The organism is Micromonospora sp. NPDC093243 (assembly GCF_044753725.1).
Classification (GTDB): Bacteria; Actinomycetota; Actinomycetes; order Mycobacteriales; family Micromonosporaceae; genus Micromonospora.
The window spans coordinates 371,877-394,024 of the sequence record NZ_JBIVNT010000005.1; the positions used below are offsets into that span (position 1 = coordinate 371,877).

Below are 22,148 nucleotides of genomic sequence, written 5' to 3' on the forward strand. Positions count from 1 at the left end.
GACTGACGAATCACTCAGGCCATGCCAGGGACGGTGTAATGGGTTCCCGCAGCTCGAATCTGCGTACGAAGGTCGTTGCGCTGCTCGCGTCCCTGGTGGCGCTCTGGGGCTTCACCGCCTGGGTCACCATCCGGGACGGTATGAACCTGCTCGGTGTGCAGGCGTTGGACACCAAGGTGTTCAACCCCACCGAGCCGCTGCTCCTGCAGTTGCAGCTGGAACGCCGGACGTCGCTGACCCTGCTTGGCCGCCCCGACGACGAGCAGCGGGCCGCGCTCGCCGAGATCCGTCCCCGCACCGACGAGCTGGCCGCGGACTTCAAGGAGTCCGTCGACAGCTGGCAGGTCGACGCGCTGGGCAGCGGCACCCTCGACCGGCGGATCACCGACCTGATCGGCGGCCTCGACCGGCTCTCGGTGACGCGGCAGGCGGTCGACGACAAGACCATCGACCGGGCCGAGGCCGGCGCGGCGTTCACCGGGCTGATCGAATCGATCTACCGGGTCTACGACGCGCTGGGCAACCTCGACGACGAGCAGGTCGCCGAGGACACCGCCGCGCTGATCGGCCTGAACCGGGCCCGCGAGCTGCTGTCCCAGGAGGACGCGCTGCTCGCCGGCGTGCTCGCGGCCGGCCGCATCACGCCCGCGGAACAGTCGCAGTTCACCCGGATCGTCGGCGCCCGACAGTTCACCGCCGAGCAGGCGCTGGTCCGGCTGCCGACCGCAGACCAGCAGCGCTACACCGAGATGTCGAACGGTGCGACGTTCCGCCAGCTGACCGACCTGGAGAACCGGGTCATGCAGGCCAACGGCACCCGCCCGCCGATCAGCGCCGACTCGTGGGACGAGGTCGGCGCGCCGGCGCTCACCCAGATCGCCGACGTGGTGCTCGCCGGTGGTGACGACGTGGTCGAACGGGCCGCTCCGGTGGCCATCGGCGTCATCGTCCGGCTGGTGCTCGCCGCCGGTCTCGGCCTGATCGCGGTCATCGCCTCCATCATCGTGTCGATCACCACCGCCCGGTCCCTGGTCCAGCAGCTCGAACGGCTGCGAGAGGCCGCCTTCCGGCTGGCCAACGAGCGGCTGCCCCGGGTGGTGGAGCGGCTCGGGCAGGGTGAAGAGGTCGACGTGGCCAAGGAGGCGCCACCGCTCGAGTTCGGTACCGACGAGATCGGCCAGGTGGGTAAGGCGTTCAACGTGGTCCAGGAGACCGCGATCCGCACCGCCGTCGAGCAGGCCGACCTGCGCCGCAACGTCCGCGAGGTCTTCCTCAGCCTGGCCCGGCGCACCCAGGCGCTGGTGCACCGTCAGCTCACCCTGCTGGACGCCATGGAGCGGCGGGAGCAGGACGCCGAGGAGCTGGAGGACCTGTTCCGGGTCGACCACCTCGCCACCCGGATGCGGCGTAACGCGGAGAACCTGATCGTGCTCTCCGGCTCCACTCCCGGCCGGGCCTGGCGCCGCAACGTCCCGATGGTCGACGTGGTCCGGGGCGCGGTCGCCGAGGTCGAGGACTACACCCGGGTCAACGTGCTGCCGCTCGGGCGGGTGTCGCTCGCCGGCCGGGCCGTCGGTGACGCGATCCACCTGCTCGCCGAGCTGATCGAGAACGGCCTGTCGTTCTCGCCGCCGAACACCACCGTCGAGGTGCGCGGTCAGATGGTGGCCAACGGGTTCGCCATCGAGATCGAGGACCGGGGCCTCGGGATGAGCCCGGAGGACCTGACCGCCGCGAACCACCGGATCGTCGACCAGTCCGAGCTGAACCTGGCCAACGCCTCCCGGCTGGGCCTCTACGTGGTGAGCCGGCTGACCGAGCGGCACGGCATCCGGGTGCAGCTGAAGGAGTCCGCGTACGGGGGCACCACGGCCGTCGTGCTGATCCCGATCGAGCTGGTCACCGACGCCGGCGACGAGTCGGAGACCTCCACCGAGTTCCCGGCCGGTACGCCGGCCGCCCCGGCGGGCGATGCCCCGGCCGCTCCGAGTGCCGCCGCGTCGACCGGGGGCACCCCGGCCCTGTCCGCCGCGCCGGCCAGCGTCGAGCAGCCCCCAGCATTCCCGGCGGCGCCGGTGGCGCTGGCCGAGTCGCCGGTCGCACGCGGACCGGAGTCGCCGGTCGCGCAGGCCGGCGGCGCTGACGCGGGCGGGCTGCCCACCCGGGCCCGGACCGCGCCGGCCGCCGAGCAGGGTCTGCCGACCCGGGCCCGGCGCGGGCCCGACCAGCAGCCGGCGTTGGACGGGCCGACGTTCCCGACCGGGCTGCCGATGGCGCTGCCCCGCCCGGGCGTGCAGGACGCTCCCGCGCCGGGTACGGACGCCGGCGCCGAGGGTGGTCCGCTCCCGGAGCGGGCCGAGCAGGACCGCACCGACTCTGGCCTGCCGGTCCGGGTCCGTCAGGCGAACATCGTGCCGGAACTGCGTGACGATCCCGCCGCGAACGCCGCTGAGGAGGACGAGGACGCCATTCGGCCGCCGGAGCAGGTGCGCCGGATGATGAGCTCGTACCAGACCGGGACCCGGCGGGGCCGGACGGACGCCGCCCGCCTGCTGGGCGGGGCTGGCGAGGCGTCGGAACCCGCGTCCGGTTCGGACTCAGACGAGCAGCAGGCGACCTGACCCGTGCCGGCGACGCGGAGGAATCCCGCTCGCGACGGAACGGTCAGCCCCAGACGAATACGGCGACATCCGCCGGGGGAGAAGAGGACGACGAGTGGCCCAGAAGACGGCATCGAGTGCCGACCTGACGTGGTTGCTGGATGATCTGGTCGGCCGGGTGAAGCAGGCCGAGCATGCGGTCGCGCTCTCGACGGACGGCCTGTTGATGGCCTCCTCACAGGGGCTGAGCCGGGACGACGGCGAGCACCTGGCGGCCATGGCGGCCGGGATCCAGAGTCTGGCCCGGGGAGCGGGCAAGCGGTTCGGTGGTGGCCAGGTACAGCAGACCATCATCGAGATGCAGTCCTCGTTCCTCTTCGTCACAGCGGCCGGGCGCAACGCCTGCCTCGCGGTGCTGGCCAGCGAGGACGCCGACGTCGGGCTGATCGCCTACGAGATGGCGATGCTGGTCACCCGGGTCGGCAAGTACGTCGCGTCGCCGACCCGGACCGCCGAGCAGCCGACCGGCGAGAAGTAGCGGCGATGACGGTGCAGGGGGAGTCCGCGGAGCATCAGTGGGTGGACGACCATGCCGGGCCGGTGGTGCGTCCGTACGCGGTCACGCGTGGCCGCGCCCGCCCGATCACCGGCACGTTCGATCTGATCTCACTGGTCACGGCGACCCGCGCCGACGTCGGCGCGGAGATCGGCCTGGGGCCGGAGCACGTCGCGATCGTCGGGCTCTGCCAGCGCATCCAGTCCGTCGCCGAGATCGCCGCCCACCTGGATCTCCCGGTGGGCACCATCCGGGTCCTGCTGGGTGATCTGGCGGCTCGCAGCCTGGTACAGGTCCGTGAGCCGCACACCGCGGCCGGCCTTCCCGACAACAGTGTTTTCGAGGCGGTAATCAATGGACTACGGGCACTCTGAGCGGCCGCCGGGAGCGACCCCACTGCCCACCGCGATCAAGATCCTGGTCGCGGGCGGATTCGGCGTGGGCAAGACCACCATGGTCGGCGCGGTCAGTGAGACGCGCCCGTTGCGCACCGAGGAGGTGCTGACCGAGTCCGGCGTCGGCATCGACGACCTGTCCGGGGTGGAGAGCAAGTCCACCACGACGGTCGCGATGGACTTCGGTCGGATCACGATCAGCGACGACCTCGTGCTCTACCTCTTCGGCACGCCCGGGCAGGACCGCTTCTGGTTCGTCTGGGACGAGCTGGCGCTCGGCGCGATCGGCGCGGTGGTGCTCGCCGACACCCGGCGGCTGGCCGACTGCTTCCCTTCCATCGACTACTTCGAGGGGCGTGGCACGCCCTTCGTGGTGGCGGTGAACTGTTTCGAGGGGGCTCGCCAGTTCCGACTCGACGAGGTGCAGGCGGCGCTGAACCTGGATCCGGGGGTGCCGGTGCTGCTCTGCGACGCCCGGCACCGGGAGTCGAGCAAGGAGGTGCTCATCACCCTGATGGAGCACGCGATGAAGACCCGGGACGCCCGCCGCCGGGCCGAGTGAGCGCACCGCCGCGCCACCGACGGCGCGGCACGGGTACACGAAGAAGGCCCCTCCCGGCGAACCGGGAGGGGCCCTCTCGGTGGTACGTCAGTTGGCGATCATCCGGCGCAGCACGTACTGCAGGATGCCGCCGTGCCGGTAGTAGTCCGCCTCGCCCGGGGTGTCGATCCGGACCACCGCGTCGAACTCGACGCCGGTGTCGGTGCTGACCTTGACCGTACGCGGGGTCTCGCCGTCGTTCAGCGCGGTCACCCCGGTGATGGTGAAGGTCTCCGTGCCGGTCAGCCCGAGCGACTCCGCGGTGGTGTCGGTCGGGTACTGCAACGGCAGCACGCCCATGCCGATCAGGTTGGAGCGGTGGATCCGCTCGTACGACTCGGCGATGACCGCCTTGACGCCGAGCAGCATGGTGCCCTTGGCCGCCCAGTCCCGCGACGAGCCGGAGCCGTACTCCTTGCCGGCCAGCACCACCAGCGGAACGCCCGACTCCTGGTAGGCCACCGAGGCGTCGTAGATCGAGGTCTGCTCGCCGGTCAGGTGGTTGACCGTGAAGCCGCCCTCGACGCCGGGGACCAGCTGGTTGCGCAGCCGGATGTTGGCGAACGTGCCCCGGATCATCACCTCGTGGTTGCCCCGGCGGGAGCCGTACGAGTTGAACTCGTGCCGCGCCACGCCGTGCTCGGCCAGGTACTTGCCGGCGGGGGAGTCCGCCTTGATCGAGCCGGCCGGGGAGATGTGGTCGGTGGTCACCGAGTCGCCCAGCTTGGCCAGCACCCGCGCGCCGGCGATGTCGGCGACGGCCTGCGGGGTGCGCTCCATGCCCTCGAAGTACGGGGGCTTGCGCACGTAGGTGGAGTCGCCGGCCCAGGCGAAGGTGTCACCGGTCGGGGTCGGCAGCGACTGCCAGCGCTCGTCGCCGGCGAAGACGTCGGCGTACGCGGAGCTGAACCCGGTGGCGCCGATCGCCGAGGCGATGACGTCCTGGATCTCGGCGGTGCTCGGCCAGAGGTCACGCAGGAAGACCGGCTGGCCGGTGCTGTCCTCGCCGATCGGCTCGTTGGCCAGGTCGATGTCCATCGTGCCGGCGAGCGCGTACGCGACCACCAGCGGCGGGGACGCCAGGTAGTTCATCTTGACGTCCGGGTTGATCCGGCCCTCGAAGTTCCGGTTGCCGGAGAGCACCGAGACGACCGCGAGGTCGGCCTCGTTCACCGCGGCGGAGACCTCCTCCGGCAGCGGGCCGGAGTTGCCGATGCAGGTGGTGCAGCCGTAGCCGACGAGGTGGAAGCCGAGCTTCTCCAGGTAGGGCGTGAGGCCGGCGCGCTCGTAGTAGTCCATGACGACCTTGGACCCGGGGGCCAGGGTGGTCTTCACCCACGGCTTGCGGGTCAGGCCCCGCTCCACGGCGTTGCGGGCCAGCAGGGCCGCGCCGATCATGACCTGCGGGTTGGACGTGTTGGTGCAGGAGGTGATCGCGGCGATCACGACGGCGCCGTGGTCCAGCTCGAACTCGGTGCCGTCCGCGCCGGTGACCCGGATCGGGTTGGTGGCCCGTCCGCCCGCGCCGACCGCCGCGGTCTCCAGGTCGCGCGGGGCGTCGGCCGGGTCGTCGACGCCGTTGGCGGGCGAGTCGCTGGCCGGGAAGGACTCGGCGCTGGCCTCGTCGGCGTGGCCCACGACCCCGTACGGCTTCTCCTGCTGGGGTACGCCAGCGGCGCGGCCCCGGTCGCCACCGGTCTCGTCGGCGGCCACGTAGTCCTTGAGCGCCGAGCGGAACAGCGTCTTGGCGCTGCCCAGCGGCACCCGGTCCTGCGGGCGCTTCGGGCCGGCCAGGGACGGCTCGATGGTGCTCAGGTCGAGCTCCAGCCGCTCGGAGTAGTCCGGCTCGGCGGCCGGGTCGTGCCAGAGGCCCTGCGCCTTGGCGTACTCCTCGACGAGCGCGACCTGCTGCGGGTCGCGGCCCGTCAGCTCCAGGTAGCGGACGGTCTCGGAGTCGATCGGGAAGATCGCCACGGTGGAGCCGTACTCCGGCGACATGTTGCCGATGGTGGCCCGGTTGGCCAGCGGCACGGCGCTCACGCCGGGGCCGTAGAACTCGACGAACTTGCCGACCACGCCGTGCTTGCGCAGCATCTCGGTGATGGTGAGCACCAGGTCGGTGGCGGTGGTGCCGGCCGGCATCTCGCCGGAGAGCTTGAAGCCGACGACCCGCGGGATGAGCATGCTCACCGGCTGGCCCAGCATGGCGGCCTCGGCCTCGATGCCGCCGACGCCCCAGCCGAGCACACCGAGGCCGTTGACCATGGTGGTGTGCGAGTCGGTGCCGACCACGGTGTCCGGGTACGCCTGGCCGTTGCGCTCCATGATCGTGCGGGCCAGGTACTCGATGTTGACCTGGTGCACGATGCCGGTGCCCGGCGGGACGACCTTGAACTCGTTGAACGCCGTCTGGCCCCAGCGCAGGAACTGGTAGCGCTCCTTGTTGCGCTCGTACTCCAGCTCGACGTTGCGCTGGAAGGCGTCCTCGCGGCCGAACAGGTCGGCGATGACCGAGTGGTCGATGACCAGCTCGGCCGGTGCGAGGGGGTTGACCTTGGTGGCGTCGCCGCCGAGGTCGCGGACGGCCTCGCGCATGGTGGCCAGGTCGACCACGCACGGCACGCCGGTGAAGTCCTGCATGAGCACCCGCGCCGGGGTGAACTGGATCTCCACGCTCGGGTCGGCGGTGGGTTCCCACGCGCCGAGCTGCCGGATGTGGTCGGCGGTGATGTTCGCGCCGTCCTCGGTCCGCAGCAGGTTCTCCAGCAGGATCTTCAAGCTGTACGGCAGCCGGTCGTGACCGTCCACCGTGTCGATCCTGAAAATCTCGTAGCTCGCGTCTCCGACGCGTAGCTGGCTCTTCGCACCGAAGGTGTCGAGGCTCGCCACGTCGTACTCCTTCACACCAGCGACCGTGAGTAGTCCTGAGCAGTCTGTCGCACCGGTCCGGGTGCCGCCGAGGTTAGGCGACACTTACCCGCGTCCCGTACTCAACAAAACCGTACGTCCGTCTTGCTATTCGCGCAACCTCGTGCCATCGTCCGGTACGAGGAGGCGCCTTCATGATCCATCACGTCCAGCTCGCCTGCCCGCGCGGCACCGAGGACGCGTCCCGGGCGTTCTACGTCGACCTGCTCGGCATGACCGAGAAGCCCAAACCGCCGGCGCTCGCGGCCCGCGGCGGGTGCTGGTTCACCGGGTACGGCGCCGAGCTGCACCTCGGCGTCGAGGACGACTTCCGGCCCGCCCGCAAGGCCCACCCCGCGCTGCTCCGACCCGACCTGGACGCGCTCGCCGCCCGCCTCGCCGCCGCCGGCGCGCCGGTGACCTGGGGAGACGGGGAGCTGCCCGGGATGCGCAGGTTCCACACCGAGGACGTGCACGGCAACCGCCTGGAGTTCGTCGCCCCGGTCGACTGACGTCCCGGGGGCGGCCGTCGGCGCCCGCCGGGCCGGCCGGCCGCGGGTAGGGTTCGAGGCCGGACCGGGGAGGGGTGCGGGTGCTCGACGTACAACACTGGCTCGTGACGCTGCCACCGGTCGCGGTCTACCTGATGGTGGCCGGGGTGATCGGGGTGGAGAGCATGGGCGTGCCGCTGCCCGGCGAGATCACCCTGGTCAGCGCGGCACTGCTGGCCGCGGCCGGTGCCGTCCAGCCGGAGTGGGTGGCCGCTGCCGCCGCGCTCGGCGCCATCGTCGGCGACTCGCTGGGCTACACCGTCGGCCGCCGGGGCGGTCGACCACTGCTCGCCCGGCTGGGCCGGCGCTTCCCCCGGCATCTCGGGCCGGACCAGCTCGCCCGGGCCGAGCTCACCTTCGCCCGGCACGGGGTCTGGGCGGTCTTCTTCGGCCGGTTCGTCGCGCTGCTGCGCGTCCTCGCCGGGCCGCTGGCCGGCGCCCTGCACGTGCCGTACCGCCGGTTCCTGGTCGCCAACGCGACCGGCGGGTTGGTCTGGGCCTTCGCCACCACGTACCTGCTCTTCCACCTCGGCCGGGTGGCCGAGCACTGGCTCAAGGACTTCTCCTGGGTCGGCCTCGCCGTGGCGGTGCTCGCCGGTCTCGGCAGCACCTGGTGGCTGCGGCGGCGGGCCCGGCGGGCGCACGCGGCGCCGGAGCGCGAGGAGATTGTCCCCACCGGGACCCGCTGAGAGGACGAAGGCCGACCCCGGCGGGTCGGCGTTCCTGTGTCCCGATGACGAGAAGGCCGGCCCGTTGCGGGGCCGGCCTTCGGCCCTGGAGATGCCGAAAGGGCCGACCCCTTGGGGTCGACCCTTCGGTTGTGGGTCAGCTGGTGGAGTAGCCGCGGGTGGCGATCCAGTCCGCGAGGTGCTCGGTGCTGATCCAGTAGGAGGCCATGTTCGGGTCGGCGGAGTCGGCGATCTTCACCGTCTGGCCGCCGTCGCGGTAGCCGACGACGCTGATGTAGTGCCCGCCCTCGAAGGAGTGGGTGGTGCCGTCGGTGTCGGTGCTGGTGCCGGCGATGTTGGCGACCACGGCGCGGCCGTCGTCGACGGTGCGCACGATGTCGGCGCGCAGCGTGTCGGTCTGCTTGTCATCGGCGTTGGGGTTACGGATTTCGACGCTGTGGTAGGCGTCGGCCTTACCGGTTTCCTTGTTCAGCACCGGGGTGATGTCGTTGATGGAGTTGGTGCCGGCCTCGGTGGTGCCCATCTCCTTGGCCATGTCGTCAACGTTGATGTTCTTGCCCTGCACGCTCAGGGCGTTACGGGTCGCGGCGGGGCCGCAGTAGTAGAAGTTCGGCTGCGCCTCGTAGCGCACACCCAGCTCCCGCTCACCGTGCTTGCGGTCGGACTGGGAGGCGGTGGTGTTCGGCTTGTCGGTGCTCGGGGCGGCGAAGGCGGTGGTCACCGGCCCGGCGATGGCGCCGCCGGTGAAGGCGAGCCCAGCAGCGGTCAGTGCGGTCTTGCGGATCAGATCGGTACGCATGATGGCGTGCTCCTCTGCTCGGGGGTGTCAGGTGCACGGGCCACGCGCATAAGGGGGTGCGGTGTGCCCGTAAGCAAGAAAGGGGGTTTTCGGGGGTCCCGGCGATCGTGGTGACCTGCTCGGGGGGGTGTCCCGGGGGGATGTAACCGTGCGGGCCGGCCAACCATTCCGGCGGCCAGGGGCCCGCTGGTGCGCGGTACCGGGGATTCAACCGATCCGAGCCGGCGGTCATTCCCGGCGGGCGGGGGTTGAACCCGGGGCCGGCGGCGAGGCCGCGCGGCACGTCATGTTCAACGACCCGGGCCCGGCCATGATTCCGCCACCGGGGTGGCCCCGCCCACGGGACACGCACCCCGAACCCGGACACCGCACCCGGCCGGGTATCCGGTCAACCGGACACCAAACCCAATCGGGCCCGACCGCGCCGTCTCTCCACACCCGTGCCGGGACGGGGTGCGGGGTGTTCCACGCCCCACGGAGGGCGGCGGTGCCCCGTACCGGGGGCTGGTTGGACGCCCTGCCACCATGCGGGTATGGAGATCTGGAACAACCCGGCCTGTTCCAAGTGCGCGGGTGCGCGGGCGACCCTGGACGAGGCGCGGGTGCCGTACCGGCTACGGGCCTACCTGGAGCAGCCGCCCACCGTCGCGGAGCTGACCGAGGTGTTGCGCCGGCTCGGGGCGCGGCCGTGGGAGCAGTGCCGGACGCAGGAACCGGCCGCGGTCGAGCTGGGGATGGTCGACTGGCCCCGGAACGAGGCGAGCGAGTCGCGCTGGATCGAGGCGATGGTCGCCCACCCGGAGCTGATCCAGCGACCCATCCTGCTCCTCGACGACGGCGGCGCGTTGGTCGGTCGTACCCCGGAGGCGCTGCGCGCGGCGGTCGACCGGTCCCGCGCGCAACACGACTGACCCGCACGCGCGCCGGCCGGGCGGACGCCTCCGGTGCTCTGGACCCGAGCGTTTCCGGGCAGGGGGAGCGGGAATGCGCGCGGCGGTCCATCCGAGGCGCGAGAGGAGTGCCGCGTGTCGCAGTACGGCCTGCCGAGCGTCGCGCAGCGGCCCACGCCCGTCGCCGGAGCGCCGCTGTACTGCGACGCGCGCGACTTCGGGTTGCAGGGCGACGGGGTCACCAACGACCAGCCGGCGCTCTCCGCCCTGGTGGACCGGCTCGGCGACGGGTACGCCGCCGACGGCCGCGCCCGGATCATCTACTGCCCGCCGGGCATCTACTCGATCCGGGACGCCGGCACCATCTGGCGCAGCGGTGTGTCGCTGATCGGGGCGGGCCCCCACGCCACCCGGTTCCTGCTGAGCAACGCGGGCAACCGGGCCGACCCGACGCCGCTGGCGTACTGGACCACCGTCCAGCACGGCGCGGACCGGGACCGGCACATCGCCGAGTGCACCTTCGCCAACTTCGAGATCGACGGCTCGGGCGTGGCGATGGCCGAGTACAGCTACCTCGCCAAGGGCCTCGGCCTTCAGTACGTCGTGCGGGGCGTGTTCCGCAACCTCTACATCCACCACACCGGGGCGACCGGGCTCGGCTGCGACTTCCTGCAGGACAGCCTGATCGAGGGGTGCGTGGTCGTCGGCTGCGGCCGACTGGACAACGGCGAGGAGATCGGCGGCGCCGGGATCGGCATCGGCATCGGCGGCTGGGGGGAGATCGAGCGGCTCACCATCGCCAACTGCACCACGGTCGCGAACGGCACCAACGGGATCTTCCTCGAACTGCAGAAGGACTACTGGCCACAGCCCCGCGGCTACCGCATCATCGGCTGCCACAGCCAGGCCAACCGCTTCGGCATCTCGGACTGGGGCGCCGACGGCCTGATCGTGTCGGGCTGCACCCTCACCGGCAACCTGGAGGCCGGCTTCGACGTCTCCGCCAACGGCACCGCCGGGATCGCCGGCCGGGGCGGGATGCTGACCGACTGCGTCATCGACCGCAACGTCCACGACGGAGTCAGCATGGGTAACACGCCGGGCCCGTACACCGTTCGGGGCAACCGGATCAGCGGCAACGGCGCCCACGGGTACCACGAGCACGACCTGGGCCACGGCTACCAGGGCGCCGCGTCGGACGTCGTCATCGACAGCAACGAGATCTGGGACAACGGACTCGACGGCATCCGGATCGACCGGCCGATGTCCGACGCCATCGTGGTCAACAACCGCATCCGCAACAACGGCCGGCGGTGCGCCCCGGCAGCGTCCGGAGGGGGCGAGTCGGTCCGGTACGGCCACCGGGCCATGACGGACCGGTCGGCGCACTGGTCGGTCGACGGGCACCGGGGCAAGGTGCTGCGGGTCGGCTCCCGGACGGCGGTGGTGGCCAGCAACACCGACAACGAGCTGGCCCTGGCCGAGATCCGCCCGGACGCCTGCACCGCCTGGAACGAGGACACCCCCGGCCCCGGGATGGAGTACCGGCTGCCGGAGCCGCCGCAGATCCGGGCCGGCATCACGATCAACGCCGCGGTCGACTCGGCCACCGTGCGCGGCAACCGGATCTGGGACCACCGCGACGAGCAGACCCAGACCTACGGTCTCTGGATCACCGCGCAGGGCAGCTGCGTGTCCTGTCGGATCGAGGAGAACGACTTCGTCGGCAACGCGGCGGGGCCGATCCGACTCGACACCCCGCCGGTCGGCGGGCGGTGGGACCGCAACCACCACGACGAGGACTGAGCGCCGGCGAGTGCGGGGCCTCAGCCGGCGTCGTCGCCGTTCGCCGCCGCCTCCGCGTGCCGGTCGCGCAGCCGCGCCCGGATCTCCTCCGGGGTGTACGCCCGACGACGCCGTTCGGCCCGGGCAATGACCACACCGGACGCCGCCACGCCGGCGAGGCCGGCGAGCCCGAGTACCTTCCACCACCGCATCCGAAGCCGCATCGGCTTAGGGTAGACGCTTATGAGCATCAGCCTGGACGAGGCGGTCGAGCTGACCCGCACCGGGGACGTGTGGGTGTTCCGCGGGCGCAGCGTGCCCGACCGCGCCATCCAGCTGACCACCAACAGCCCGGTGAACCACGTCGGCATGGCCGTGGTGCTGGACGACATGCCGCCGCTGATGTGGCATGCCGAGCTGGGAAAGTCCCTGCGCGACCTGTGGTCCGGCAGTCACCAGCGCGGTGTCCAACTGCACGACCTGCGGGACGCGGTCTGTGTGTGGGCGAACCGCTACGGGCAGCGGGCCTGGGTGCGCCAGCTCGACCCGCCGGCCGACGGGGAGATGGAGAAGGCGGTGCTGCGCACCATCGCGCGGCTGGACGGTACGCCGTTTCCGTCGACCGCCCAGCTCGCCTGGCGGTGGCTGCGCGGCCGGGTGCCGCAGCTGCCCCGGGCCACCCGGTCCGCGCCCCGGCCCGCGGTGGCGGTGCCCGACCGCGCACTGGAGACGGCGTACTGCGCCGAGGTGGTGGCGGTGACCTACGAGGCGATGGGCCTGCTGCCCGCCGGCCGCCGTCCGAACTGGTACGACCCGGGCCGGTTCTGGAGCGGCGACGACCTCGACCTGGCCGCCGGGGCCCGGCTCGGGGCCGAGATCGAGGTACGCGTTCCGCCGCGCTGAGGTTTGGCCAGCTCGGCGACCGGCAATTGCTTGCGCCGTGAGAGCCTCCACCGACCTGGACACGCTGGCCGACTTCTTCGACCGGTACGGCGTCGCGCTGACCGGTGGCGACCTGCCCGCCCTCGCCGGCTGCTATGCCCTGCCCGGGCTGGTGGTCGCCGACACGTACAGCTTCTCGTTCACCTCGCTGGCCGCGGTGGCGCTCTCGTTCGTCGGCGCCGCACCCGACTACCAGGAGCGGGAGCTGATCGCCGCGCACGCGCTCATCGAGGACGTGACGCCGGTTTCCGCACTGCTCACGATGGTGGCGGTGGAGTGGGAGTTCCTGGACAGCCGAGGCGAGCGGGTGCCCGGCGAGCACTACCGCTACCTGTTGCGCACCACCGACGCCGGACCCATCATCTGCGCCGTGGTGCGCACCGGCTGACCGGAGCGTCGCCGTCCGGGCGGCCGTTTTCCGTACCGCACCGGCCGGTCGGTCCGTTCCCGCCGCCCGCTGTTCCGGCCGTGGCCCGGGCTGACTACGCTGGCGGACCGGCGCAGACGAGGGGGGACCAGATGCCTGTGCGGCCTGCCGGCGCAACGGAACCGGGGAACGGGCCCAGGGTGTTGGCATCGGTGCCGTGGATCGTGGTCCTGCTCGGCGTCGCGACCCTGGCGACGATCATGCTGGTCGCCTCGCTCTCCTTCCGCGGCCGAGAGCCGAAGCCGGTGGCCGCCTCCGTGCCACCGCTGGCGCTGCCGATCCCGCCGGCCGAGCCGAGCCCGTCCGCCACCGGGTCGCCGAGCCCGTCGCGGAGCCGGGTCACCGCCAGCGCCCGGCCGTCCCGCTCGGCGACCCGCTCCGCGCCCGCCACGACGCCCGCGTCCCCTCCGCCGTCCAGTCCGGCGACCGGGCAGCCGCTGGTCGGCACCGGGGCGCTGACGGCCACCTACCGGGTACGGGACGCCGACCGCGACGACGTCGAGGCGGAGTTGCTGGTCGAGAACCAGAGCGGCCGCGCCGAGGAGTGGACGGTGTCGTTCACGTTCACCGGCCGGGTCTGGGGCGTTCGGGTCTCCGGCGGCAGTTGGCCGATGCTGATCTACCGGGGCGACAACCGGTACGAGCTGCGCGGCACCGATCCGCTCCAGGACGGCGGGAGCATCGAGCTGGAGGTGCAGTTCAGTCGCCGGGACAGCGACGACGGACTCACCGGTTGCACGGTGAACGGTAGCGCCTGCACTCTCGCCTGAGCGGTCGGCCACCCGCCCGCGCTCGCTGGCCTGAGCGGGCGGCCCCCGGAGGGAGGGACATGTCCGGCACCAGTCGCGCCCCGCGACCGTCCCACGGCAGGGCCATCGCGTCCTCGCCCTGGATCGTGGTCTTCGCCGGTGTGGTCGTCATGGTGGTGCTGCTGCTCGTCGCGCTGAGCGCCTACCGTGGCCGCAGTCCGGCGGCGCAGCTGCCGCCGGGGCCGAACCCGGCCCTGCCGCTGCCCGCGCCGTCGACCGCCGGCCCGAGCCCGAGCCCGAGCCCGAGTGTCACGCGGTCGGTGACGGTGCCGAGTCGTTCGCCGCGTCCCTCGGGACCGGCCGCGACGAGCCGAGCCGGGTCGAGGTCACCGACCGGCTCCCCGCCGGCCGCCGCGACTCCACGGGGGTCCGTGCCCCCGCCGAGCCCGCCCGTGGTGACCGGCCGCTACCAGGTCGACCAGGCGTTCGACGGTGGCTTCATCGGCACGGTGCTGATCACCAACGCATCCGGGACCGCTCGGGCCTGGACGGTGCGGCTGACCTTCTCCGGCGGGCGGGTGGTCACCGCCTGGGTGGCGGGCGCGCCGCAGGGGACGCTGCGCGCGACGGACGACGGCGGTTACACGTACACCGGCGGGGTCGACGTGGCGGCCGGGGCCTCGGTGCGGTTGCAGTTCCATGTGGAGCGGGCGAGCACCCGCCCGGTGCTGTGCACGGTCAACGACGCGGGCTGCGCCGGTCTCTGAAGCCGGGGCCCGGCGGACCCGACGGTCGGTCTCTTACGCAAGCTCACTGTCGTGTTACGACGGTGTTTGCAAGGTATTGCAGAATGTTTCGGCAAGGGCTAGCGTGCGGGCCAATCAGCGACCAGAGGAAGGCCGTCGATGAAACCCCCGCCGATACCGCGCAAGGCCCTGCTCGCCCTCGTCTCCCTGCTCACGCTCACCCTCGTCGGTACCCCGGTCGCCGTCCACCAGCTCGGCGCCGACGCGACCGGCGGCTCGACCGGCGCTCAGCGGGTGTCGGCCGTCGGCGCGGCGCAGTGGCGCTCCGAGCCCTCCGCCGAGACCCTGCTCAAGGCGGGCGACGACACCGCCCGGGCGGAGCAGTTCTACTTCGTCCTGCCGGACCGGTTCGCCAACGGCGACCCGCGCAACGACCGCGGCGGGCTGACCGGTGACCGGTTGTCCACTGGCCTCGACCCGAAGGACAAGGGCTTCTACCACGGCGGCGACCTCAAGGGCGTGATGGACCGGCTCGACTACATCCAGGGGCTGGGCACCACCGCCATCTGGCTCGCCCCGGTGTTCAAGAACCGTCCGGTGCAGGGCAGCGGCGACGACGTCTCCGCCGGCTACCACGGTTACTGGATCACCGACTTCACCCAGGTCGACCCGCACTTCGGCACCAACGCCGACCTGAAGCGGCTGGTCCGGCTCGCCCACCAGCGCGGCATCAAGATCTACCTGGACGTCATCGTCAACCACACCGCCGACGTGATCAAGTACGCCGAGGACGAGTACTCCTACGTGGACAAGGCCACCTCGCCGTACCGGGACGCGCAGGGACGGGCCTTCGAGGACCGCAACTACGCCGACGGCACCCGGAAGTTCCCGGCGGTCGACGCGACGTCCTTCCCGTACACCCCGACGTTCGCCACCCCGGCGGACGCCAAGGTCAAGGTCCCGGCGTGGCTGAACGACCCGACCATGTACCACAACCGCGGTGACTCCACCTTCGCCGGCGAGAACAGCGAGTACGGCGACTTCTTCGGCCTCGACGACCTGTGGACCGAGCGCCCCGAGGTGGTCCGTGGCCTGACCAAGGTCTACGCCGACTGGGTGACCGAGACCGGCGTGGACGGCTTCCGGCTGGACACCGTCAAGCACGCCAACCTCGACTTCTGGCCGCAGTTCAGCCAGGGCATCGAGCGGGCCGCCGAGCGCGCCGGCAAGAAGGACTTCTTCATGTTCGGCGAGGTCTACAGCGCCGACCCGGAGATCACCTCCGACTACGTCCGGCGCGGCGGCCTGCCGGCCACCCTCGACTTCGCCTTCCAGGAGGCCGCCCGCGGCTACACCGTCGGGGCCGGCTCGGCCCGGGCGCTCGCCGACGTCTACGCCCGGGACGACCTCTACGCCGCCCGGGACACCGACGCGAACCGGCTCACCACCTTCCTCGGCAACCACGACATGGGCCGGATCGGCTCGTTCATCGCCGGCGGCGGCAGCGACCCGACCAGCCACCTGCGCCGCGACCAGCTCGCCCACCAGTTGATGTTCCTGACCCGCGGCCAGCCGGTGGTCTACTCCGGTGACGAGCAGGGCTTCACCGGCCCGGGCGGGGACAAGGACGCCCGGCAGGACATGTTCGCCTCGCGGGTGCCCGACTACCTCGACGACGACCTGCTCGGCACCGACCGCACCCACGCCAGCGACCAGTTCGACCCGGCGCACCCGCTCTACCGCACCATCGCGGAGCTGGGCGCGCTGCGCCAGGCCCACCCGGCGCTGCGCGACGGCGTCCAGGTCACCCGCTACGCGGCCGACGGCCCCGGCGTCTTCGCCTTCTCCCGGATCGCGTCCGGCGAGCGCACCGAGTACGTGGCCGCGGTGAACAACGCCGACACCCCGCAGACTGTCACGGTGGAAACCTGGTCGCCCGGCGCCACCTTCACCGGCATCTACGGAGGCTCCGGCAGCGCGACCGCCGGGGCCGACGGCAAGCTGACCCTGACGGTGCCGCCCCTCGCCGCGGTGGTGCACCGGGCCGGCACACCGATCGCGGCGCCCGCCGGCGCCCCCACGATCACCATCACCGCCCCGGCGCCGGACGCCCCGGTCGCCACCAGGGCCGCGGTCACCGCCCAGGTCGTCGGCGACCCGCTGGCCACCGTCACCGTCGCCGCCCGGGTCGCCGGCCGCGAGTGGACCCTGCTGGGCAGCGCGCACCACGCGCCGTACACCGTGCACCACGACCTGACCGGGCTGGCCGGCGGAACCCGAATCGAGTACAAGGCGGTGGTCCGCGACGCGCGTGGCCGGACCGCCACCGCCCGCTCCACCGCCACCGTTGGCACGCCGGCACAGGGCGCGTCGCGGGACTGGGCGGTGGTGCACTACCAGCGCCCCGCCGGCGGGTACGACGACTGGGGCCTCTACGCCTGGGGCGACATCGACCCGGCCTACGCCACCGAGTGGCCCAAGGGCCAGCCGTTCGCCGGCGAGGACTCCTACGGCCGGTTCGCCTGGGTGAAGCTCAAGCCCGGCGCGAAGTCGTTGGGCTTCCTGGTGGTCGACGCCGACGGCAACAAGGACGTCGGCAACGACCGGAGCATCGACGTGACGCGGACCGGCGAGGTCTGGGTCAAGCAGGGCGACCCGGCGACCTACCCGACCCGGCAGGCCGCCACCGGTGAGCCCGACCCGGCGGTGGAGGAGGGCACCGCCCTGATCCACTACCGCCGGGCGGACGGCAACTACGACGGCTGGGGACTGCACCTCTGGGACGGCGCCGCCAACCCCACCGAGTGGTCCGACCCGCTGGAGCCGACCAGCATCGACGCCTTCGGCGCGGTCTTCCGGGTGCCGCTGGCGACCGGCGCGACCGGGCTGAACTACATCATCCACAAGGGCGACGAGAAGGATCTCCCGGACGACCAGCGGCTCGACTTCGCCAGCGCCGGGCGGGAGGTTTGGTTGCTCGCGGCCACCCCGGGCCGGTTGCTGCCGTCGACCGCCACCGGCGCCGGGGCGGATCTGGACATCGGCAAACAGCAGGCGCACTGGATCGACCGCTCCACCGTCGCCTGGCGCGGCGGACCCACCGACGGACGCACGTACGCCCTGGTGGCCGCGCCGGCCGGCGGGGTGAGCGTGGTCGACGGCGAGCTGGCCGGGACGTACACCACCCTGCCGCTGGCCGCGCAGCGCAACGGGCTGACCGAGGACCAGCGCACGGCCTTCCCGCACCTGTGGGCGTACCGCGCCTTCACCCTCGGGCGGGGCGACCTGGCCAAGGTGCCGGCGGCGCTGCGCGGGCAGTTGCTGGTGACCGAGCGCGACGCCGACGGCAGCCTGCTCACCGCCACCGGCGTGCAGATCCCCGGCGTGCTCGACGACGTCTACGCCGGGGCCACCCGGGCGCGCCTCGGGCCGACCTTCGCCGGTGGGGTGCCCACCCTGTCCGTCTGGGCGCCGACCGCCCGGGACGTGTCGCTCCAGCTCTTCGACTCGCCCACCGCCGAGGGAAAGACCGTGGCGATGAGCCGGGACGACCGCACCGGCGTCTGGTCGGTGCGCGGCAGCCGGGCCTGGACCGGCCGGTACTACCGGTACCAGGTGCGGGCCTGGCAGCCGGCGAGCCAGAAACTGGTGACCGCCTCGGTGACCGACCCGTACTCGGTGGCGCTCGCGCCCGACTCCACGCACAGCCAGCTCGTCGACCTCACCGACCCGGCGCTCGCCCCGGCCGGCTGGTCGAGGCTGCGCAAGCCGGCGGCCGTGCCGCCGGGCCGGACGCAGATCTCGGAGCTGTCGGTGCGGGACTTCTCGATCGCCGACACCACCGTGCCGGCCGAGCGGCGCGGCACCTTCCTCGCCTTCACCGACCCGGCGACCGCCGGCATGACGCACCTGAAGGCGCTCGGTGCGGCCGGGGTGACCCACCTGCACCTGCTGCCGGCGTTCGACTTCGCCACCATCCCCGAGCGGCGGGCCGACCAGCGCCAGCCCGCCTGTGACCTGGCCGCGCTGCCGCCCGACTCGCAGGAGCAGCAGAAGTGCGTGGCGGCGGTGGCCGAGACCGACGGTTACAACTGGGGGTACGACCCGCTGCACTACACCGTGCCGGAGGGCGGTTACGCCGTCGACCCGGCCGGGGCGAAGCGCACCACCGAGTTCCGCCAGATGGTCGCCGGGATCAACGGCGCCGGCCTGCGGGTGGTGATGGACGTGGTCTACAACCACACCTCCGCCGCCGGCACCGACCCGAAGTCGGTGCTCGACCAGATCGTGCCCGGCTACTACCACCGGCTGCTGGAGGACGGCGCGGTGGCCAACTCCACCTGCTGCGCCAACACGGCCCCGGAACACGCCATGATGGGCAAGCTGGTGGTGGACTCGCTGGTCACCTGGGCCCGGGCGTACAAGGTGGACGGCTTCCGGTTCGACCTGATGGGCCACCACCCGAAGGCGAACCTCCTGGCCGTGCGCAAGGCGCTCGACGAGCTGACCGTGGCGCGTGACGGGGTGGACGGCCGGTCGATCCTGCTCTACGGAGAGGGCTGGAACTTCGGCGAGGTCGCCGACGGCGCCCGGTTCGTGCAGGCCACCCAGGCGAACATGGCCGGCACCGGGGTGGGCACCTTCAACGATCGGCTCCGCGACGCGGTCCGCGGCGGCGGCCCGTTCGATGCCAACCCCCGGGTCCAGGGCTTCGCGTCCGGGCTCTTCACCGACCCGAACGGTGACCCGGTCAACGGCACCGCCGCGGAACAACGCGCCCGGCTGCTGCACCAGCACGACCTGATCAAGGTGGGGTTGACCGGGAACCTGCGCGGCTACCGGTTCACCGATTCCACCGGCGCGCAGGTCACCGGGGCGCAGGTCGACTACAACGGCTCGCCCGCCGGCTACACCGCCGCGCCGGGAGAGGCGGTCACCTACGTCGACGCGCACGACAACGAGATCCTGTACGACGCGCTGGCGTACAAGCTGCCGCAGGACACCCCGGCGGCCGACCGGTCCCGGATGCAGGTGCTCGCGTTGGGCACCGTCGTGCTGGGCCAGGGCACCGGGTTCGTCACCGCCGGCAGCGAGCGGCTGCGGTCGAAGTCGCTGGACCGCAACTCGTACAACTCGGGGGACTGGTTCAACCAGATCCGCTGGGACTGCGCCCAGGGCAACGGGTTCGGCGCCGGCCTGCCACCGGCGGCGGACAACCAGGACAAGTGGTCGTACGCGCAGCCGCTGCTGGCCGATCCGGCGCTGGTGCCGGACTGCGCGGCGATCGACACCACCGACGCCCGCTACGCCGAGCTGCTCAAGGTCCGCGCCTCCTCGCCGGTCTTCGGGCTCGCCACCGCCGAGCAGGTGCAGCGGCGGGTGGCGTTCCCGCTCTCCGGCCCGGCCGAGACGCCCGGCGTGCTCACCATGACGCTGGACGGTCGCGGGCTGGACCGGAACTGGTCATCGGTCACCGTGGTGTTCAACGCGAGCCCGGACGCGGCGACCCAGCGGCTGCCCGGGCTGCGCGGTGCCGACGTGTCGCTGCACCCGGTGCTGCGCGCGTCGGCCGACCCGGTGCTGCGCAGCGCCTCGTTCGACGCGACGACCGGCACGTTCACCGTGCCGGCCCGGAGCGTGGCGGTCTTCGTGCGGCGCTGAGCGGAAACGCGGACCGGCCCCCTCCCGCTGGTGCGGAAGGGGGCCGGTCCCTGTCTCGACCCGTCGTGCCGCCGGTGGCGGCCGTACGTCACCCGAGGGCGCTCAGCCGAAGCAGTTGGGCGGCGTGGCCGGGCTGCCGAGGCAGTTGGTCGGCCGGTTGGCGGTGACCGCCGACTTGTCGTCGATGATCACGCCGGAGTTGGTGGTGAAGATGCCGCCCGGCGGCAGGGTGGAGAAGTTGTGCGCCACCTTCGTCTTGTCCAGGTTGACCTGGCCCGCGACGTTGAAGATGCCGCCGCCGATGCCGATCGGGCCGACCGCGCGGTTGCCGACGACCTCGCTCTTGCGCAGGACGGTGATGCTGCGCTCGTTGAACAGGCCGGCGCCGAAGAAGGCGGCGACGTTGTCCTTGATCGAGCTGTCCTCGATGGTGGCCCGGCTGTCGAAGGCGATCGCGAGGCCGCCGCCGACGCCGACGGTGCTGTTGCTCTCGACCTTGACGCCGTAGAGGTTCAGCGAGCTCTCGGCCGCGGCGATGCCGCCACCGGCGACCAGCGCGGTGTTGTGGCTGATCGTCGAGTGCTTGACGGTGGTGTTGCCCTCGATGTCGAGGATGCCGCCGCCGAAGCCGATCGTCTTGTTGCCGGTGATCTCGGTCTTCTCGACCCAGACCGTGCCGCCGTCGACGTCGTCGGTGAAGATCTCCGCGGCGCCGTTGGCGATACCACCGCCGCCGATGCCGGCCTCGTTGTCCTTCACCTTGGACTCGTACACCTTGAGCACACCGGCGTTGAAGATGCCGCCGCCGAAGAAGAAGGCGGTGTTCTCGGTCACCGTGCTCTTGCTGATCCTGGTGGTGCCGAAGTTGGCCACGCCGCCGCCGTTGCCGCCGGACTGGTTCTGCACGACCTCGGTGTGCTCGAGGTCGGCGGTGCCGCCCGGCTGCACCAGGATGCCGGCGCCGTCGTTGAAGCCCGGCTCCTCGACCAGCGTCGAGACGCCGCCCTTCGGCGTCGCCTTCGGCACGGCCTTCAGCTCGGTCCGCGGTGCGACGGCCACGGCCTTGCCGGCCTTGGTCGCCGCCGCCGTCGTCTCGACCGAGGTCGAGTACGCCGACCAGACCGCGGCCGGCTCCGGCGCCATCAACCGGTTGAGGGTCTGGCCGCCCTTGATGGTCAGGCCCTTGAGCGTCAGGTGTCCGCCGGGGCCGACGTTGAGGATCCGGAAGTAGTCGGCGGTGGCGTCCCGGACGATCTTGGTGTCGTCACCCTTGAGGGTGATGTCCTCCGTGATCACCGGCAGGCCGTTGCCGTACTCGTCGGTCCGGGTCAGGTTGTAGGTGCACTTGTCCGCAAGCTTCAGCGTCGCGCCGTGGTTGTCGTTGGCGAAGACGATCGCCTGGATCAGCTTGTCGGTGTCGCAGGGCACCTCCTTCGCCCGGTCGTCGTGGTCCTTCTTGTCCTTGTCCTTGTCGCGGTCCTTGTCGCGGTCCTTGTCGTAGTCGTGCCGGTCGCGGCCCTGGTCGCCACGGTCCGCGCCCTGGTCGCCGTCCCGGCTGACCTGGGCGGTGGCCCACCGCAGGCCGTCGGCGCCGACCGCGCCCGCGCCGGTGGCGACACCGACCGCGGCAAGGCTGACCACGCCGGTCAACCCGGCCACGCCGCTGACGAGCCACAGCTTGCGGCGGCGCTTCGCCCCCGCAGCCGGCTCCGCGGCTTCATTGTTGGTTAGGTAGTTGGACATCGGAGCTCTCTGCCCTCTCCTCGTACCAGACAGGGTCGCGCCGCCTCAGACGGCCGTCCCCTGCTACAAATCGGTTGTAGCTCCCGAAACCCAACGTATGAGAATGT

The 22,148-nt window shown here is 72.1% G+C and carries 17 protein-coding genes; 13 read left to right on the forward strand and 4 right to left on the reverse strand.

What is annotated here, in order from left to right:
* Positions 1-38 precede the first annotated feature (38 nt).
* The 4 genes from ACIP9D_RS19305 to ACIP9D_RS19320 all read left to right on the forward strand — a co-directional run bounded on the left by ACIP9D_RS19305 (position 39) and on the right by ACIP9D_RS19320 (position 4,113).
* On the forward strand, positions 39-2,621 hold the full coding sequence (locus ACIP9D_RS19305; protein WP_350872750.1) for a nitrate- and nitrite sensing domain-containing protein: 2,583 nt from the start codon (positions 39-41) through the stop codon (positions 2,619-2,621).
* Positions 2,622-2,715: 94 nt separating this feature from the next.
* Positions 2,716-3,138 carry a roadblock/LC7 domain-containing protein gene (locus ACIP9D_RS19310; RefSeq protein ID WP_350872751.1) on the forward strand — a complete coding sequence of 141 codons (423 nt, stop codon included), beginning with the start codon at positions 2,716-2,718 and terminating at the stop codon, positions 3,136-3,138.
* 5 nt (positions 3,139-3,143) lie between these two features.
* Positions 3,144-3,530 carry a DUF742 domain-containing protein gene (locus ACIP9D_RS19315; protein ID WP_350872753.1) on the forward strand — a complete coding sequence of 129 codons (387 nt, stop codon included), beginning with the start codon at positions 3,144-3,146 and terminating at the stop codon, positions 3,528-3,530.
* Positions 3,511-4,113 (forward strand): ATP/GTP-binding protein, encoded by a 603-nt coding sequence (locus ACIP9D_RS19320; protein WP_350872754.1) that lies wholly within the window; start codon positions 3,511-3,513, stop codon positions 4,111-4,113. The genes ACIP9D_RS19315 and ACIP9D_RS19320 overlap by 20 nt, the downstream gene beginning before the upstream one ends.
* Before the next feature lie 87 nt (positions 4,114-4,200).
* Here the strand turns inward: ACIP9D_RS19320 and ACIP9D_RS19325 are convergent, their stop codons facing one another.
* Positions 4,201-7,056, reverse strand: coding sequence for an aconitate hydratase (locus tag ACIP9D_RS19325; RefSeq protein ID WP_350872756.1), 2,856 nt, complete (start codon positions 7,054-7,056; stop codon positions 4,201-4,203).
* 158 nt (positions 7,057-7,214) lie between these two features.
* Between ACIP9D_RS19325 and ACIP9D_RS19330 the strand changes: the two genes are divergently transcribed.
* Complete coding sequence (locus tag ACIP9D_RS19330) at positions 7,215-7,571, forward strand: VOC family protein (protein WP_350872758.1); 357 nt, start codon at positions 7,215-7,217, stop codon at positions 7,569-7,571.
* Between the two features lie 80 nt (positions 7,572-7,651).
* A complete protein-coding gene (locus ACIP9D_RS19335) occupies positions 7,652-8,299 on the forward strand; it encodes a DedA family protein (RefSeq protein WP_350872759.1) in 648 nt (215 codons plus the stop codon).
* 136 nt (positions 8,300-8,435) lie between these two features.
* On the opposite strand, the gene ACIP9D_RS19340 is transcribed toward ACIP9D_RS19335, so the two are convergent.
* Positions 8,436-9,098: a C39 family peptidase gene (locus tag ACIP9D_RS19340; RefSeq protein ID WP_350872761.1), complete on the reverse strand. Its 663-nt coding sequence runs from the start codon at positions 9,096-9,098 to the stop codon at positions 8,436-8,438.
* A 533-nt stretch (positions 9,099-9,631) separates the two neighbouring features.
* Here ACIP9D_RS19340 and ACIP9D_RS19345 point away from each other — a divergent pair.
* Together ACIP9D_RS19345 and ACIP9D_RS19350 are read left to right on the forward strand one after the other, a co-directional pair.
* Positions 9,632-10,009 carry an ArsC/Spx/MgsR family protein gene (locus ACIP9D_RS19345; protein WP_350872763.1) on the forward strand — a complete coding sequence of 126 codons (378 nt, stop codon included), beginning with the start codon at positions 9,632-9,634 and terminating at the stop codon, positions 10,007-10,009.
* 114 nt (positions 10,010-10,123) lie between these two features.
* Complete coding sequence (locus tag ACIP9D_RS19350) at positions 10,124-11,794, forward strand: right-handed parallel beta-helix repeat-containing protein (RefSeq protein ID WP_350872764.1); 1,671 nt, start codon at positions 10,124-10,126, stop codon at positions 11,792-11,794.
* Between the two features lie 20 nt (positions 11,795-11,814).
* On the opposite strand, the gene ACIP9D_RS19355 is transcribed toward ACIP9D_RS19350, so the two are convergent.
* Complete coding sequence (locus tag ACIP9D_RS19355; protein WP_350872967.1) at positions 11,815-11,997, reverse strand: hypothetical protein; 183 nt, start codon at positions 11,995-11,997, stop codon at positions 11,815-11,817.
* A gap of 19 nt (positions 11,998-12,016) precedes the next feature.
* Here ACIP9D_RS19355 and ACIP9D_RS19360 point away from each other — a divergent pair, with 19 nt between their 5' ends.
* The 5 genes from ACIP9D_RS19360 to pulA all read left to right on the forward strand — a co-directional run bounded on the left by ACIP9D_RS19360 (position 12,017) and on the right by pulA (position 20,298).
* The gene (locus tag ACIP9D_RS19360) at positions 12,017-12,676 is read left to right on the forward strand and encodes a hypothetical protein (protein WP_350872765.1); all 660 of its coding nucleotides are present in this window, start codon (positions 12,017-12,019) and stop codon (positions 12,674-12,676) included.
* Between the two features lie 37 nt (positions 12,677-12,713).
* Positions 12,714-13,103: a hypothetical protein gene (locus ACIP9D_RS19365; protein ID WP_350872767.1), complete on the forward strand. Its 390-nt coding sequence runs from the start codon at positions 12,714-12,716 to the stop codon at positions 13,101-13,103.
* A 191-nt stretch (positions 13,104-13,294) separates the two neighbouring features.
* Positions 13,295-13,912 (forward strand): hypothetical protein, encoded by a 618-nt coding sequence (locus ACIP9D_RS19370; protein ID WP_350872769.1) that lies wholly within the window; start codon positions 13,295-13,297, stop codon positions 13,910-13,912.
* A 59-nt stretch (positions 13,913-13,971) separates the two neighbouring features.
* Positions 13,972-14,658: a cellulose binding domain-containing protein gene (locus ACIP9D_RS19375; RefSeq protein ID WP_350872771.1), complete on the forward strand. Its 687-nt coding sequence runs from the start codon at positions 13,972-13,974 to the stop codon at positions 14,656-14,658.
* A gap of 138 nt (positions 14,659-14,796) precedes the next feature.
* Positions 14,797-20,298 (forward strand): pullulanase-type alpha-1,6-glucosidase, encoded by a 5,502-nt coding sequence (pulA, locus tag ACIP9D_RS19380; protein WP_350872773.1) that lies wholly within the window; start codon positions 14,797-14,799, stop codon positions 20,296-20,298.
* Between the two features lie 102 nt (positions 20,299-20,400).
* On the opposite strand, the gene ACIP9D_RS19385 is transcribed toward pulA, so the two are convergent.
* Positions 20,401-22,041 (reverse strand): right-handed parallel beta-helix repeat-containing protein, encoded by a 1,641-nt coding sequence (locus ACIP9D_RS19385; RefSeq protein ID WP_350872775.1) that lies wholly within the window; start codon positions 22,039-22,041, stop codon positions 20,401-20,403.
* Between the last annotated feature and the right edge of the window lie 107 nt (positions 22,042-22,148).